12 protein-coding genes are annotated in these 13,968 nt (G+C 73.5%); 3 read left to right on the top strand and 9 right to left on the bottom strand.

Annotation, left to right across the window (positions count from 1 at the left end; all coding sequences use genetic code 11):
- Positions 1 to 409: 409 nt before the first annotated feature.
- The gene (locus MXD61_RS17785; protein WP_248814605.1) at positions 410 to 1,381 is read left to right on the top strand and encodes a magnesium transporter CorA family protein; all 972 of its coding nucleotides are present in this window, start codon (positions 410 to 412) and stop codon (positions 1,379 to 1,381) included.
- A gap of 18 nt (positions 1,382 to 1,399) precedes the next feature.
- Here the strand turns inward: MXD61_RS17785 and MXD61_RS17780 are convergent, their stop codons facing one another.
- Positions 1,400 to 2,152 carry a helix-turn-helix domain-containing protein gene (locus MXD61_RS17780; RefSeq protein ID WP_248814604.1) on the bottom strand — a complete coding sequence of 251 codons (753 nt, stop codon included), beginning with the start codon at positions 2,150 to 2,152 and terminating at the stop codon, positions 1,400 to 1,402.
- Positions 2,153 to 2,199: 47 nt separating this feature from the next.
- Here MXD61_RS17780 and MXD61_RS17775 point away from each other — a divergent pair, with 47 nt between their 5' ends.
- Positions 2,200 to 3,201 carry a TIGR03564 family F420-dependent LLM class oxidoreductase gene (locus MXD61_RS17775; RefSeq protein WP_308222780.1) on the top strand — a complete coding sequence of 334 codons (1,002 nt, stop codon included), beginning with the start codon at positions 2,200 to 2,202 and terminating at the stop codon, positions 3,199 to 3,201.
- 95 nt (positions 3,202 to 3,296) lie between these two features.
- Here the strand turns inward: MXD61_RS17775 and MXD61_RS17770 are convergent, their stop codons facing one another.
- A complete protein-coding gene (locus MXD61_RS17770) occupies positions 3,297 to 3,737 on the bottom strand; it encodes an SsgA family sporulation/cell division regulator (RefSeq protein ID WP_248814603.1) in 441 nt (146 codons plus the stop codon).
- A gap of 325 nt (positions 3,738 to 4,062) precedes the next feature.
- Here MXD61_RS17770 and MXD61_RS17765 point away from each other — a divergent pair, with 325 nt between their 5' ends.
- Positions 4,063 to 4,479, top strand: a complete 417-nt coding sequence (locus MXD61_RS17765) for a BlaI/MecI/CopY family transcriptional regulator (protein ID WP_285223304.1) — start codon at positions 4,063 to 4,065, stop codon at positions 4,477 to 4,479.
- 213 nt (positions 4,480 to 4,692) lie between these two features.
- Here the strand turns inward: MXD61_RS17765 and MXD61_RS17760 are convergent, their stop codons facing one another.
- The 7 genes from MXD61_RS17760 to MXD61_RS17730 all read right to left on the bottom strand — a co-directional run bounded on the left by MXD61_RS17760 (position 4,693) and on the right by MXD61_RS17730 (position 13,953).
- Positions 4,693 to 5,793 (bottom strand): M56 family metallopeptidase, encoded by a 1,101-nt coding sequence (locus MXD61_RS17760; RefSeq protein WP_248814601.1) that lies wholly within the window; start codon positions 5,791 to 5,793, stop codon positions 4,693 to 4,695.
- A 389-nt stretch (positions 5,794 to 6,182) separates the two neighbouring features.
- On the bottom strand, positions 6,183 to 7,217 hold the full coding sequence (locus MXD61_RS17755) for an iron chelate uptake ABC transporter family permease subunit (protein ID WP_248814600.1): 1,035 nt from the start codon (positions 7,215 to 7,217) through the stop codon (positions 6,183 to 6,185).
- Positions 7,214 to 8,290: an iron ABC transporter permease gene (locus MXD61_RS17750; protein WP_248814599.1), complete on the bottom strand. Its 1,077-nt coding sequence runs from the start codon at positions 8,288 to 8,290 to the stop codon at positions 7,214 to 7,216. Before MXD61_RS17750 ends, MXD61_RS17755 begins: the two co-directional genes overlap by 4 nt.
- Positions 8,287 to 10,188 (bottom strand): ABC transporter ATP-binding protein, encoded by a 1,902-nt coding sequence (locus MXD61_RS17745; protein ID WP_248814598.1) that lies wholly within the window; start codon positions 10,186 to 10,188, stop codon positions 8,287 to 8,289. The genes MXD61_RS17750 and MXD61_RS17745 overlap by 4 nt, the downstream gene beginning before the upstream one ends.
- Positions 10,185 to 11,882, bottom strand: a complete 1,698-nt coding sequence (locus MXD61_RS17740) for an ABC transporter ATP-binding protein (protein ID WP_251080150.1) — start codon at positions 11,880 to 11,882, stop codon at positions 10,185 to 10,187. Before MXD61_RS17740 ends, MXD61_RS17745 begins: the two co-directional genes overlap by 4 nt.
- A 104-nt stretch (positions 11,883 to 11,986) precedes the next feature.
- Positions 11,987 to 12,910 carry a TauD/TfdA family dioxygenase gene (locus MXD61_RS17735; protein ID WP_374629137.1) on the bottom strand — a complete coding sequence of 308 codons (924 nt, stop codon included), beginning with the start codon at positions 12,908 to 12,910 and terminating at the stop codon, positions 11,987 to 11,989.
- Complete coding sequence (locus MXD61_RS17730; protein WP_248814595.1) at positions 12,907 to 13,953, bottom strand: ABC transporter substrate-binding protein; 1,047 nt, start codon at positions 13,951 to 13,953, stop codon at positions 12,907 to 12,909. Before MXD61_RS17730 ends, MXD61_RS17735 begins: the two co-directional genes overlap by 4 nt.
- Positions 13,954 to 13,968 lie beyond the last annotated feature (15 nt).

Genomic DNA, 13,968 nt, shown 5'->3' with positions numbered 1-13,968 from the left:
CCCGCTTCACCACCCGACTTCCCACACCTGACAGAACACACGATTCCCCGGTCATTCTGGCAGCCGAGTTGACGCGCAGGCCCCGCCCTGAAGGACGGGGCCCGCGCGCTACGTTTCCCGGTCACAGCCGCGGGCGAGTTGCGGGGCGACAGCCGGGTAATGCGGTCCACAGGCATAGTCGGACAACACCCCCAGCGGGTGACACGGCTGGCGGGTCGAATGCCGCGGACGGGCCGCACCGGCGGCGCGGCAGGTCGCACGGACCGGTCGCACGGACCGGTCGGGCGGGGCGCGCGGACCGGTCGGGCGGGGGGCGCGGACCGGTCGGGCGGGGGGCGCGGACCGGTCGGGGCGTGGGCGGGGTCGAGGGATCGAGGCGAGGAGAACGATGGCCGTGACGGTAACGCCGGTGCGGACGGGGACACGGGCCTGGCGGTCCGGGGTCCTGGCCGAGGAGAACTTTCCGCTCACCGAGCTGCATCGCTACCGCGAGCAGGACGACGTCATCGTCTGGGTGGATCTGTGCGCCCCGGGACCGGACGAGGTACGCCTGGTCGCGCACGAACTGCGGCTGGACGCGCACGCCGTCGAGGACGCGCTGGCCGCGGGCGAACGGCCGAAGTTCGACCGGTATCCGTCCCACCTGTTCCTCAACACCTACGCGGTGCGTGTCGACGCGTCCACCGGGGAGCTCACCAGCCACGAGATCTCGGCCTTCATCGCCGGGCGAACCCTGGTCACCGTCCGCCCGGACGATGGTTTCGACATGGATGCCGTCACCCGGCGCTGGGACGGGCGGATGCTGGCCGCGCACGGTGTCGGCCACCTCGTCCACGGGTTGGTGGACGAGGTGGCCGACGGGTATCTCGCGGCCGCGCAGGTCCTCGACGACGCCAGCGAGGACCTCGAGGACATGCTGTTCGACGAGCGGACACCGGAGCAGGCCGTCCACCGGCGCAGCTTCGAGCTGCGCAAGAGCCTGGTGCTGCTGCGGCGCCGGGTGGTGCCGATGCGCGACGCGCTGTCCGCGCTGATGCGTCCGGAGGTCGGACTCGTCACCGACGGGCTGGTCGCGTCCTACCGGGATGTCCACGACCATGTTCTGCGCGTCACCGAATGGGCCGACAGCCTGCGTGATCTGATCACCTCGGTGCTGGACACGAACCTGACCATCCAGAGCAACCAGATGAACCTGGTCATGAAGAAGCTCACCGGCTGGGCGGCGGTGATCGCCGTACCGACGCTGGTCACCGGCTTCTTCGGGCAGAACGTGCCCTTCCCCGGCAACGGCGAGGACTGGGGTTTCGCCGTGGACCTGGCCCTGCTCCTGATCTCCATGACGATCCTGTTCGTGCTCTTCCGCCGACGCGGCTGGCTGTGAACACGTCCCCGCCGCGGCTCACACGGCGGGGGCCAGGACGAGGATCGAGCTGGCGGTCCCGCCGGCGGGACGCAGCAGATGGGCGGTGGCCGGCTGGCCGTCGAGCCGCAGCGACGGGTGACCGAACGCGCCGACGCCGCGGCAGTCCCACCACGGTCGCAGCCTCGGATGGTCGGCCCGCAGCAGCCGGCCGATCTCGGTGATCCGCGCGTCGTCGGCGTGCAGGTTCGCGGCCATCCGGAACTGCCGGGCCAGTGCCGGCAGCAGCGCGGCCACCGGGGCGGACGTCATGGCCAGCAGCCAGAGCACGTGGCGGGTGGCCGGCTCGTGGTCGCCGGGATCGCCGAACACGCGGTTCCACGCCGCGTTGGTGGCGAGCACGTCGAGCCGACCGTCGAGCAACGCCGCGGGGGTGACCGGCCAGGTCCGCAGCAGCCCCACCAACGCGTCCCCGTCATGGGCGAGGGGTGGTTGCGGCGCGGTGAGACGGCGCAGGTGCGCGCGGCCCACCGCGTCCAGGGACAGGACCCGACCCACCGCGTCGAGGACCTGCCCGGACGGTGTCACCCGGCCCTGTTCCAACCCGGTGTACCAGGTGAGGCTGACGCCAGCCAGGGCGGCCAGCTCCTCGCGGCGCAGGCCGCGGGTGCGGCGCCGACCGCCACCGGGCAGCCCGACGCTCTCGGGTTCGATCAGGTGGCGGTAGGCGCGCAGGCAGGCACCCAGCTCGCGCCGCCGGGCCGCGGAGCCTGTCACTGTCACTTGCACCATCGGTGGGCTCCTGGTTCGCGGTGGCGGGTCGGACGAGGCTGGGTCGCGTGATCCGTATCGGTGTGAACCTCGCCGCCGGGCTGGGCACTCCCAGCTCCGGCAACCTTGTCGATGATCTCGTCGCGGCGGCCGGGGCGGTCGCCGCCGCCGGGGTGCCCACCGCGTGGCTGTCCCAGGGGTACGGCTACGACGCGGTCGGTGTGCTGACCGCGATCGCCCGGGAGGTACCCGGTGTCGAGCTGGGAACGTCCGTCGTGGTCGTCCAGCCGCGTCACCCGCGGGTGCTGGCCGCGCAGGCACTCACCGCGCAGGCCGCGGCGCACGGACGGTTCACCCTCGGCCTCGGGGTCAGCCACCTCGGTCTGCTGGAGGTCTACGGCCAGCGGTTCCACCGGCCGGTCGCGGCGCTGCGCGCACATCTGGACACCCTGCTGCCGATCCTGTCGGGCCGCGCCGCTCCCGGTGCCACCGGGCCAGGCTCCCAGGCCACGGACAGTGCCGTGCCGGGTGCGACGGCCCGCGTCCCGGTGCTTCTCGGCGCGCTCGGCCCGGCGATGCTGGACCTGGCCGGACGGCGCACCGACGGCACCATCACCTTCCTCGCCGGCCCCCGCACCATCGGTGATCACGTGGTGCCGCGCATCGGCGCGGCCGCCCGGGCCTCGGGCCGTCCGACGCCGCGGGTCGTCGTGGGACTGCCGGTGGCGGTCACCGCCGAACCGGAACGGGTGCGCACCGGCCTGGACGTCGAGTACGACGGTTACGCCCGGCTGCCCTCCTACCGCGGCGCACTCGACCGCGACGGATTCGCCGGGCCCGGCGCGATCGCCGTCGTCGGCGACGAGAACACCGTCGTCGCCGACCTCGCCGCCTACGCCGCCCTGGGCGCCACCGACATCCTCGTCAGCCTGGTCGGCACCGCCACCGAACGCACCCGCACCCTGCGCGTTCTGGGCGCCGTGACCGCGGCCGGCCTCGACATGCGCAGCGGTCTCAAGGGCGGGACGGGCTACCAGGCGGGGCGGACTACCGGGCGGGGCGCAGGGTGAGACCGGTGTCGGTGAGGAAGGTGGCCCAGCAGGCGCGGATCGCCGCTGAGATCTCGGCGGCACCGCGCCATGGACAACTGGGATACACGGCGCTACTACTCGACTTCTCCACGTAGACGGGCCAGTTCGGCGTTCCAGTCGACGTGGTCGCCCTCGGCGCCGGGGGGGACGGCCTCGTAGGCGTCCCGCAGGAAGGCGACGACCGTCGGGTAGGGAAGCTGCACCTCGGCGCGGCCGGCGGCGGAGGTGAACGACAGGGCGAGCAGCCGGCTCTCGCCGTGGAAGGCCGGGCGCACCTCGACCGCACCCACCCCGGCGGGACGACGACCCCCGTCGATGAGCAGCTGGCGGGCGAACGTCCAGGTCACCGTGCGGATGTCGGTGGTGCGCAGGCGCAGGCGCACGGCGTACGGGTCGGCCCGGTCGAAGCCGAGCGTCGCGGTGAACGGCACGCGCGCACCGTCGGGCTGCAGGTAGTAGGCGGTCATCGCCCGTTCGAAGGATCCATCGCCGGCCGGCCCGCCCTGCGACGACATCCCGTCCTCCTGCTCTCTGGACCCCGCGGATCGTCCTGACCTCGCCGCACCGTGTTCGCGTCCGGTACGGACGCGGTCCTGCTGACTTCGCCGCACCGTGTTCGCGTCCGGTACGGACGCGGTCCTGGCACATCGTCACACACGGGCGCCGGGGACCCAAGGCCGGGAGCGGATGCGCAGGTCCGCGTCCTGGCGATACTTCTCGCCGATGCGACTGTTGACTTTTCCGCCCACGAACGGTGGAGGCTGACAGGTGACGCACAGGTGATCATGAGAAGCTCGGGAGAGCAGGGGTGTCGGCCCATGATGGTCGGGCGGAGGACGGATGGTACGGGCGAAGCGACCGTCGGGTGACCTCGAACGTTCGGTGATGCGGCTTCTGCAGGCCGCCGGCCGCCCCCTGACACCGCGGGAGATCCAGCCGCTGGTCGGCTCCGACCTCGCCTACACGACCGTCCTGACCATCGTGACCCGCCTGTACGACAAGGGCCTGGTCGAACGGGAGCGCGCGGGCCGCGCCTTCGCCTACCGACCGGTCGCCGACGAGCCGGGCCTCGCGGTCCGCCGCCTCCACCAGATCATCGACGGCGAACCCGACCGGGAGATCGTCCTGAGTCGCTTCCTCGGCTCCCTGTCCAAGCGGGACGAGCACCTCATCCGCCAGATGCTGTCCGATCTCGACGCCCGCCCAGCCGACCGCCCAGCCCCACCAGCCGACCGCCCAGCCCCACCAGCCGACTAACCCACCGGCCCGTCGCCTTCACCTGCGCGCGAGGGGTCGATCGCCCCTGGTCACGATCAACCAGCTTCTGGACGGGCACGCCGCTCGCCTCGCCGCCTGCCGAGGGTTGTGCGGTCCCATGCCGAGGGGTGTTCGGTACAGCGGCACCCGCATCCTCGAACAACCCTCGGCATACCGTGATCATGGCCGCGATTCGGCAGCGTCAGGGGAGCGTCAAAGCCGTCGGCCGTCCCTGCTGGCGGTGATGAGGAGTTCGTTCAGGTCGTAGACGCATTCGCCGGTCCAGACGACGGTGCCGGCGGCGAGCAGGAGCGGGGTGGCGAGCAGCCAGCGACGAGACCTGGGGGGACGGGTCATGGCGGCCATCCGGCGGGGAACCACCTGTGGTGGGGAGCTGATGGCCAGGTAGACGCCGCGTGCGGTGGGGGCCTGCGCGTCCGGACCGTCGTGGGAGCTGGAGGTCAGGGGGTCGACGGCGGCGAGGGCGGCGTGGGCGATGGCGCGGGCGACGTCCGCGCGGTCGCCGACGACCTGGGCCGCGGCCTCGTCGGCGGCGCGTTCGATCAGGTACTCGACCTTGCGGGTCATCGGCCACAGGATCGGCTGGAGGAGGCCGGCGAAGCGGGCGAGCCAGACCAGGCGGTGGTGATGGCTGGTGAGGTGGGCGCGTTCATGGGCGATGATCGCCTCGAGCATGTCCGCGTCGACGGCGGAACGCAGGCCGGTGGTGACCACGACCCGGCCCGGCCGGCCGTGTCGGCCCGGGCGGCCGGGAAGCGCGAACGCCTCGACGCGCGGGTCCGCCACCAGCACGACCTCGACACCGAGGTCGGAACCGGAGGCGGCGCCGAGGTCGCGTCCGGCCCTGATCCGACCGGCCCCGGCACCAGCCCCGGCACCAGCACCAGAGGTGGGCTCGGTGTCGTCGGCGACGACACCGGCGGAGCTCAGGCCGTCCACCGTGGACCAGGCGGTGCGCAGGGCGCGGCGGTAGCGCAGGTAGCCGTGGACGACGAACGCGGTCGCCACGGCGGTCCACACCACGGCGACGGCCGACACCCAGGCGACGTGACGGGTGTCGGCGCGGACGACCTGATCGGACCAGTCGCCGAGGTCGGCGACGGTGGAGGTCTCCGCGGCCGCCTTGAGCGAGAAGGCGATGATGTTGACGAAGCTCGACACGGCGACGACCACGGCCGACCAGGTGATCACCGGTGCGGCGAGATCGGGGCGGATACGCTCGGCGAGCAGCCAGGTGCCGAGCAGGGTGAGCAGCGGGACGCCCAGTACCGAGAGCACGAAATGGTCGAACATGGGCTTCCTCACCTCCGGCTGTCCGCGGGTGGGCGGTGCGCGCGCCCACCCGGCGATCAGCGCTTGCGCGCACCGGTTCCCAGTGTGCGATCCCCGGTCACGAAATACGGGCTGTCGCCAGTATCCGTATCCGCCGCGTCCCGTCGTGACCCACCAGGTCACTCGAGCCCGTGGAGCAGGCGGCTCCTCCGAGGCAGCCGCCCACGCTGACTCCCACGGCCACGGGACGGGGACGGCTCAACGATGTGCGCCACCTCATATCCAGGGGCCCCACGGCGCGGGCCGTTACCACCGGGCGCGAACGGGCCCGCCGGGCGCCGTCCCTCGGGCACGGCGTCCCGTCCAGGAAGGCGTCCCGTCCAGGAAGGCGTGTCATCCAGGAAGGCGTGTCATCGGGTGCGCCATTCGCGGGAGAGCAGCCACAGCAGGTAGACGCCGCCGATCGCGCCGGTGGCCAGGCCCACGGGGAGCTGGGTTCGTCCGAACAGGTGCTGGCCGGCGAAGTCCGCGGCGACCATGATCAGTGAGCCGGTGAGGGCCGCGGAGCCCAGCGAGGGGGTGGCGCGGCGGACCAGGCGGCGGGCGATCTGAGGGGCGGCGAGGGCGACGAAGGCGATGGGGCCGGCGGCGACGGTGGCCGTCGTGGTCAGCGCCACGCCGCAGCCGAACAGCGACAGGCGGGTGCGTCGCACGGGCACGCCGAGTGCCGCGGCGGTGTCGTCGCCCTGCTCCAGGATCGCCAGCGGACGACCCAGCACCAGCGCGACGGGCACCAGCACCCCGCAGGCGGCCCACACCGGCCACGCGTAGCTCCAGCCGCGTCCGTTGAGGCTGCCGACGATCCACAGCTGCGCGGCCTGGGCGTCGGCGAGGGACGCGCGGCTGAGCAGGTAGCCGTTGACCGATTCGAGGATCGCGGTGACGCCGATGCCGACGAGCACCAGCCGGCTGCCCAGCGACCCGTCGCGCAGGGCGAGCAGGTAGACGAGCGCGGCGGTGACGAGTCCGCCGAGCAGCGCGCCGACCGGGACGCCGACGGCGGCGTGCGGGAACACCAGGATGACCGCGAGCGCGCCGGTGGCCGACCCGGTGGTCAGACCGATGATGTCGGGGCTGCCCAACGGGTTCGCGGAGATGCTCTGGAAGATGCCCCCGGCGACGCCGAGGGCCGCACCGACGGCGATCGCGATCAGCAGTCGCGGCAGCCGGAACCGGTTGACGATCACCTCCAGGCCGGGCGGGCCGTGCCCGACCAGGCTGCGTACGACCTCGCCGGGGCTGGCCGGATAGTCACCGGTCATCAACGTCCAGACGCCCAGGACCAGCACCCCGACGGCCAGGATGGTGCTGACCGTCAGGGTGCGGGGGCGCACCCGCAGCGCGATCCGGCCGGACGCCACCCCGAGCAGCTGCCCGCCGCTCACAGCCGGCCCATCCGGCGTCGACGGCACAGCGCGATGAACACCGGCGCACCGACGAAGGACATGACGAGGCCGACCTCCAGCTCACTCGGGGCGATGATCAGACGTCCGATCAGGTCTGTGGCGATCAGCAGGATCGCGGCGAGCACCGCCGAGTAGGGCAGCACCCAGCGGTTGTCCTGGCCGACGAGCAGGCGGGCGACGTGGGGCACGGCGAGGCCGACGAAGCCGATCGGGCCGGCGATCGCGGTGGACGTCCCGGCCAGCACGATCACCGTGACGGCGCTGGCGACACGCACCGCGGTGACGTTGACGCCCAGCACCTGACCGGTGTCCTGGCCCAGGGCGAGGGCGTTGAGACCACGGCCGAGTCCGAGGGCGACGACGGCGGCGGCGAGGATGAACGGTCCGAGCTGCCACACCAGGTTCAGGCCGCGGCCGGCGAGCGAGCCGATGACCCAGAACCGGTAGCGGTCGAAGGCCTGCCCGTCCAGCAGGAGCACGGTGGTGACGAACGCGGCGAGGGCGGCGCCGACGCCCGCGCCGGCGAGCACCATCCGGTCCGGCGAGGGGTAGCGTCCGGCCGAGCCGAGGGAGTAGACGAGGGTGGCGGCCACGGCGGAACCGGCCAGGGCGAACCAGACGAACGCCACCGGGGCGGTGATGCCCAGCAGGGCGATGGCGATGACGACCCCGGCGGACGCGCCGATCTCGATGCCGAACAGGCCCGGGTCGGCGAGCGGGTTACGGGTCATCGCCTGCATGATCGCCCCGGACAGGCCCAGTGCCATCCCGGTGAGCGCGCCGAGGATGACCCGGGGCAGCCGCACCTCCCGCACGATGTAGGCGGCCTGCCCGCCGTCGTCGCGGTGCAACGCGTCCCAGACGGTGCCCAGCGGCAGGTGTTTCGCGCCGAACGCGAGGCTCAGGCCGGCCATGAGCACGAGGACGGCGAGCGCCAGTACGAGTCCGCCCGCACGCAGCCCGGTGCCGCGGCGACGCTGGGCGGCCTGGGTGCGGTCGGCCGGCGCGGCGGCGGTTCCGGTCTCGACGACGGAACCCGACAGGATCGTCATGGTGCCTGCTCGCCGACCCGGACGGTCACCGGGATGTCCCGCTCACGCTGGCCCGCACCGTCGCCGGAGGTGGCGGTGCTGGGGGTGGCGGTGCTGGGGGTGGCGCGGCTGGCGGACCAGGCGTGCCACAGCTGGGCGTAGCGGCCGCCGGTGGCGACCAGCGCGTCGTGGGTGCCCTGCTCGACGATGTGGCCGCCGTCCAGGACGACGATGTGCTCGGCGGTGGCGGCCTGGCTGAGGCGGTGCGCGACCAGGACGGTGGTGCGTCCGCGGGTGACCTGGCGGGCGGCGGTCTCCAGGAGCCGGGCTCCGGCGCTGCCGGCCTCGGCGGTCGCCTCGTCGAGGATGGCGACCGTGGGGTCGGCCAGGGCGAGCCGGGCCAGGGCGAGCTGCTGGGCCTTCGTCGCGTCGAGGTCGTGGCCGTCCGCACCGATGACGGTGGCCAGGCCCTCGGGTTGGGTGCGGGCCCAGGCGGCGAGGCCGACATCGGTCAGCGCCGCCCACAGCGCGTCGTCGGACGCGTCGGGGGCGGCCAGGCGCAGGTCCTCGGCGAGGGTACCGGCGAACACGTACACCTCCTGGGTGACGAGGGTGATGCTGGGTGCGGGCGAGGTCGCGTCCACCGGGCGACCGTCGAGGTGGATGGTGCCGGCGTCCGGTCGGTGCAGGCCGGCGAGCAGGCGCGCCAGCGTGCTCTTGCCACCGCCGCTGGGACCGACCAGCGCCACGGACGTGCCCGCCGGGACGGTCAGGTCCAGCCCGTGCAGCACCTCGTGCCCGGGCTGGTAGGAGTAGCGCACCCCCCGTGCGACCAGCGATCCCGCCGGCGCGTCCGGCGCCCCGGCGACGGCCGGCGTGGGAACAGCCGGCCCGGCGACCGTCGGCGCGGGGAGGGTGGTCGGCGTGGGGGTGGCGGGGAGGTCTGCGACGCCGATGAGGCGGGCGAGGCTGGCGGTGGCGGACTGCAGCGTGTCCAGCAGCATCAGGACGGCGTTGATCGGGCTGAACAGGTTCGCGAAGTACAGGGCGGCGGCGCTGGCGGTGCCGATGCTGACCGCGCCGTCGTGGACCAGCCAGAATCCGGTCGCGAGCACGGCGGCCAGGCCGGTGAGTTCGGCGATGTTGAGCCGGCCGAAGAACCGGGTCTGCAGGTAGGTGACGGCGGCGATCGCGTCGATGGTGCGGTCGACGCGGTGGCCGAGGCGTTCGACGTGGTCGTCGGCGAGGCCGAACGCGCGGACGGTGGGGGCGCCGGCGAGGGTGTCGAGCAGCTGCTGCTGTTCCCCGGCGGCGGAGCGGCGGCGCTCGCCGTAGATCGGTGCGCTGCGGCGCAGGTACCAGCGGGTGGTGGCGGCCTGGATGGGCACGGCGGCGACGAGCGCGGCCAGGCCGAACCGCCAGTCCAGGGCGGCCAGGCCAGCCACGGTGAGCACGATGACCAGGGCGGCGGAGACGAACTCGGGCACGGCGCTGCGCACGGCGTCGCTGACCATCGCGATGTCCTCGGTGATCCGGGACGTCAGGTCGCCCGATCCGCCGCGTTCGACGCGTTCCAGGGGCAGGTCCAGCGCGCGGTCGACGAACCGTTCCCGGGTGGCGGCGAGGAAACGTTCACCGATCTGGGCGACCAGGCGCAGTCCGACGTAGCTGGCCGCGCCCTGGCCGACGGCGGCCGCGGCCAGCAGCACCACCGGCCAGGCCAGGCCCCGGGTCGTCCGGTCGGCGGCGAGGTCGACGACGTGTCCGAGCAGGGGGGCGGCGGCCAGGCCGCAGCCGGCGGCGGCGAGCAGGGCGGCCAGGGCCAGCCAGACCTGGGTGCGCTGTGCGCGCAGGACGCCGCGCATCGCCGTCCTGGTCCGGCGGGTGTCGGCGACCGGCAGCAGGTGGGGTTCGGTCATGACAGGACAAGCTTTCGGTAGGTGTCACTGGTACGGACAAGGCTGTCGTGGTGACCGTCGGCGTCGAGATGGCCCGCGGCCAGCAGCAGGACCCGGTCGGCGGCGGCCAGCAGCGCCGGGCTGGTGGTGACGACGACGGTGGTGCGCCCGGCGCGCAGGGCACGCAGTCCGGCGGCGATCTGTGTCTCGGTGACGCTGTCGACGGCGGTGGTCGGGTCGTGCAGGACGAGCACCGGCGGGTCGGCGTGCAGTGCCCGGGCGAGGGCGACCCGCTGGCGTTGCCCGCCGGACAGGGAACGGCCGCGTTCGGCGACGGCGGTGTCCAGGCCCGCGGGCAGGGCCGCGGCGACCTCGTCGGCGCGGGCGGCGCGCACGGCCGGTTCGACGTCCACACCGGTGCGTCCGGCGGTGATGTTCTCCCGGACGGTGCCCTCGAACAGGCTGGCCTCGTGCGGGGCGACCAGCAGTGTGCGGCGCAGCACCGCCGGTTCCAGACAGGTCAGCGGGGTGCCGTCGAGCAGGATCCGACCGCCGGACGGATCGGCCTGGCGGGCCAGGTAGCGGACCAGGGTGTCGGCCGCGCCCGGGTCGGTGCAGGCGACGCCGACCAGCTCGCCGGCGGCCACGGTGAACGCGGCGCCGGTGAGTCCGCCCCCGTCCACTGCGGCCAGCACCAGCTCACCGCGGGGCTCTCCTGCCGGTGAACCGCCGTCCCGCTCGACCTTGACGGTGGCGGTCGGCTGGGTGTCCTGGGCGGATGGGGGTGGGGGGAGCGCCGGGGGGTCGTCAAGGACACCGGCGATGCGGCCGGCGGAGGCTCGTCCGGCGGCGATGGACGCGGAGATGTCCCCGAAGGTGCCCAGTGGGCCCTGGAGGAACTGGGCGAGCCCGACCGCGGCGACCAGCTGGCCGACGGTGATGTCGCCGTGGGCGCCCAGCCAGCCGCCGACCAGGGCGACCAGGGCGAGGAACAGACCGTTGAGGGTGCTGACCGCGGCCGTCTGGCCGGCTTCGGCGCGGGTCGCGAGCAGGGTCGCGCTCAGGGAACGGCCGCTGACCGCGCGGTAGCGGGTGCGGCCGGCGTGCTCGGCCCGCAGCCCCTTGAGCACCCGCAGGCCGCGGACCAGGTCGACGGCGGTCGCGGCCGCCTGCGCGGCGTGTTCCTGCTGGTCGTCGGCCCGGCGTTCCAGGGGGACGCTCAGGCGGCGCACGAGCAGCAACAGCAGCGGGGTGCCCACCAGGATGAGCAGGCCCAGCGGGACGGAGACGACGAGCAGCGCGATGCTCGCGACGATGGTGCCGACCGCGGCGGCCACGGCGTGGGGCAGCAGGAAGTTCACCATCGTGGTGCGCCGCACGTCGCCGGTGGCGATCGACAGCAGCGCCCCGGGCAGCAGGTCGGTGCGGGTCAGGCCGCGGGCGTCGAGCGCGCGGGCGGTGACGGCCAGGCGCAGCGCGCGGTCGGCCCGCACCCCGGCGAACAGCGCCACCCGCATCCCGAAGCGGAAGCACAGCGACAGGGCGAGGAAGTCCACGACGAGCACGGCGAGCCACAGCAGCAGGGCCGTGCCGTCGCCGGTGCGGGTAGCCCGGTCGATGATGACACCGATGAGCACCGGGACGAGCGCCTCACCGCTCTGATGGCCGATGAACAGCCCCGCCGCGGCGGCGATCCGTGCCCGGTGCGGCCCCATCGACCGCCGCAGCACCCCCTGCGCCCCCAGCACCGCCTGTGCCCCCAGCACCGCCGCCGGCGCAGGTGCCGGCGGTTCCACCGACACCGCGGATGTCCCGGCGTTCACGCGGACGGCTCGGCCATGCCGACGGCGACCCGACGCGGGCCGGTGAACGGCTCCCGGCCGTGCGCCACCGCCATGTTGTCGACGATCAGCAGGTCGTCGGGCTGGTAGTCGAAGCGGACCGTGGCCCGGCGGTAGCACTGGCGCAGGTGCGCGACGACGTCGTCGGGGATGACCCCGCCATCGCCGTAGAACGCGTTGTTCGGGAAACCGTCCGGACCGTAGCTCTCCCGCAGCACCTCGCGGATCTCGGGCGGCAGGCTGCTCTCATGGAATATCACTACATGGTTGAACCACAACGGGAGGCCGGTGACCGGGTGATGGTGCACCGCGTCACGCACCGCGGTGGTGGCCAGGCCCTCACCGTCCGGGCCGGTCCAGCGGGCGCGCAGGCCGCCCGCGGCGCAGAACCGTTCCACCTCGACGCGGCTGTCGGTGCCGAACGCGGTGTTCCAGCGCAGCCCGATGTCCGCGCCGTAGTTGCGGGCGACCAGCCAGCGGCGGCGGACGAACTCGGCCCGCACGTCCGGGTCGACGAGTTCGTGCACGGCGTGGACGGACGCCAGCGGCGTCGCCCCGAGGGTGTCGGGCGGTGTCACACAGTGGAAGAACAGGGTGCGTGGCCAGACCGCCTGGTAGGACATCTCGTTGTGCAACGGGATCGTCGCCGCCGGCGGGTACTCGGTGGACGTGTAGATCCCCCCGGAGATGACGCTGCGCGGGGACGACTGTTCGGTGTAGGTCAGCGGCTCACCGGACAACGCCCGGATCGCCGCGGCGAGCCCGTCCGCACCGCCGACGTCGAAGCCGCGCAGCAGCAGCGCGCCGGCGGACACCAGGCGGGCGCGCAGGTCCCGGTGGTGCCGGTGCAGGTGGTCGGCGACGACCCCCGCACCGGCGACGATCTCCGGAAACACGCTCAGGCCCTGCCGGCCGCGGCCGACAGCTTCGGCACGATGTTCGTCAGCGCGAACGGGATGCTCAGGGTCGACGGGAACGCCATCGACAGCGCCGTGGGGGTGTCCAGCGGGACGTAGGAGCCGCGGGTGACCGCGGGCAGCGCCTGGAACAGCCGGTTGCCCTGGATCTGGGCCTTCTCGTCGTCGTCGCGGAAGGAGAACAGCACGATGTCGGCGTCGAGCAGTTCGGTGCGCTCCTCGGAGACGACCGCGCGGCCCGCCGGGCCCGCCGGCGGCAGGCTGGTGACCTTGGACGACAGGGTCAGGCCGAGTCCGGCGAGGAACTGCGCGGAGGCGTCGTCGGGCGAGACGACGGTGGCCAGCGCCCCTTCGGCGTTGAGCAGGCTGAAGGTGAACGTCCTGCCGGCGAACAGCGCCTGGTTCTTCTTCTTCGCCTCGGCGATCTGGGCGGTGACGGTGTCGACGAGCCGCTTGGCCTCGGCATCGCGGCCGAGGGCCTGGCCGATCCGGGTGACCCGGGTCTGCCAGGTGTCCTCGGAGACGTCCTTGTCGTAGGACAGGGTCGGGGCGATCGCGGTGAGGTTCTTGAAGTCGTCGGAGAGGCTGTAGCTGTCGGTGGCGAGGATGAGGTCGGGGCGCAGCGCCGCGATCCGTTCGAAAGGCAGGTTGTCCTCGTAGCTGAGCTGCTCCGGGGCCTTCTTGCCGGTGAGCCTGGCCTCGACCCACGGCGGCAGACCGGAGTCGAAGTTCGTCGCCGGTGTGATCGCGACCGGGAGGACGCCGAGCGAGACCGCCTCGTCGGTGTCCCGTTCGAACCCGACGGTCACGATCCGCTGCGGCTGCGTCTTCAGGACGGTGTCGCCCTCCGCACCCCTGATCGTGAGCGGGAAGCCGGTGGTGGCGGTGGTGCTGGCGCCGCCGGTGGAGCCGGTGCTGTCGTCGCCGCAGGCCGTGAGGCCGAGCGCGACCGCCCCCGCGGACACCGAGGCCAGGAAGGACCGGCGGGACAACGCGGTGGCGGGACCGTGACCGGTCAGGTACTTCATCGGGCTGTGACTCCT

The organism is Frankia sp. AgPm24 (genome assembly GCF_023243055.1).
Classification (GTDB): domain Bacteria; phylum Actinomycetota; class Actinomycetes; order Frankiales; family Frankiaceae; genus Frankia; species Frankia umida.
The sequence above is the reverse complement of the archived record's forward strand: the minus strand, read 5'-3'. Positions and strand labels throughout refer to the sequence as shown.

What these genes read in the sequence shown, in the direction of transcription:
- MXD61_RS17745 (WP_248814598.1), bottom strand. Translation starts at nt 10,188, where the DNA reads ATGACCGAACCCCACCTGCTGCCGGTCGCCGACACCCGCCGGACCAGG.
- MXD61_RS17765 (WP_285223304.1), top strand. Translation starts at nt 4,063, where the DNA reads ATGGTACGGGCGAAGCGACCGTCGGGTGACCTCGAACGTTCGGTGATG.
- MXD61_RS17740 (WP_251080150.1), bottom strand. Translation starts at nt 11,882, where the DNA reads ATGGGGCCGCACCGGGCACGGATCGCCGCCGCGGCGGGGCTGTTCATC.
- MXD61_RS17760 (WP_248814601.1), bottom strand. Translation starts at nt 5,793, where the DNA reads ATGTTCGACCATTTCGTGCTCTCGGTACTGGGCGTCCCGCTGCTCACC.
- MXD61_RS17730 (WP_248814595.1), bottom strand. Translation starts at nt 13,953, where the DNA reads ATGAAGTACCTGACCGGTCACGGTCCCGCCACCGCGTTGTCCCGCCGG.
- MXD61_RS17770 (WP_248814603.1), bottom strand. Translation starts at nt 3,737, where the DNA reads ATGTCGTCGCAGGGCGGGCCGGCCGGCGATGGATCCTTCGAACGGGCG.
- MXD61_RS17780 (WP_248814604.1), bottom strand. Translation starts at nt 2,152, where the DNA reads ATGGTGCAAGTGACAGTGACAGGCTCCGCGGCCCGGCGGCGCGAGCTG.
- MXD61_RS17750 (WP_248814599.1), bottom strand. Translation starts at nt 8,290, where the DNA reads ATGACGATCCTGTCGGGTTCCGTCGTCGAGACCGGAACCGCCGCCGCG.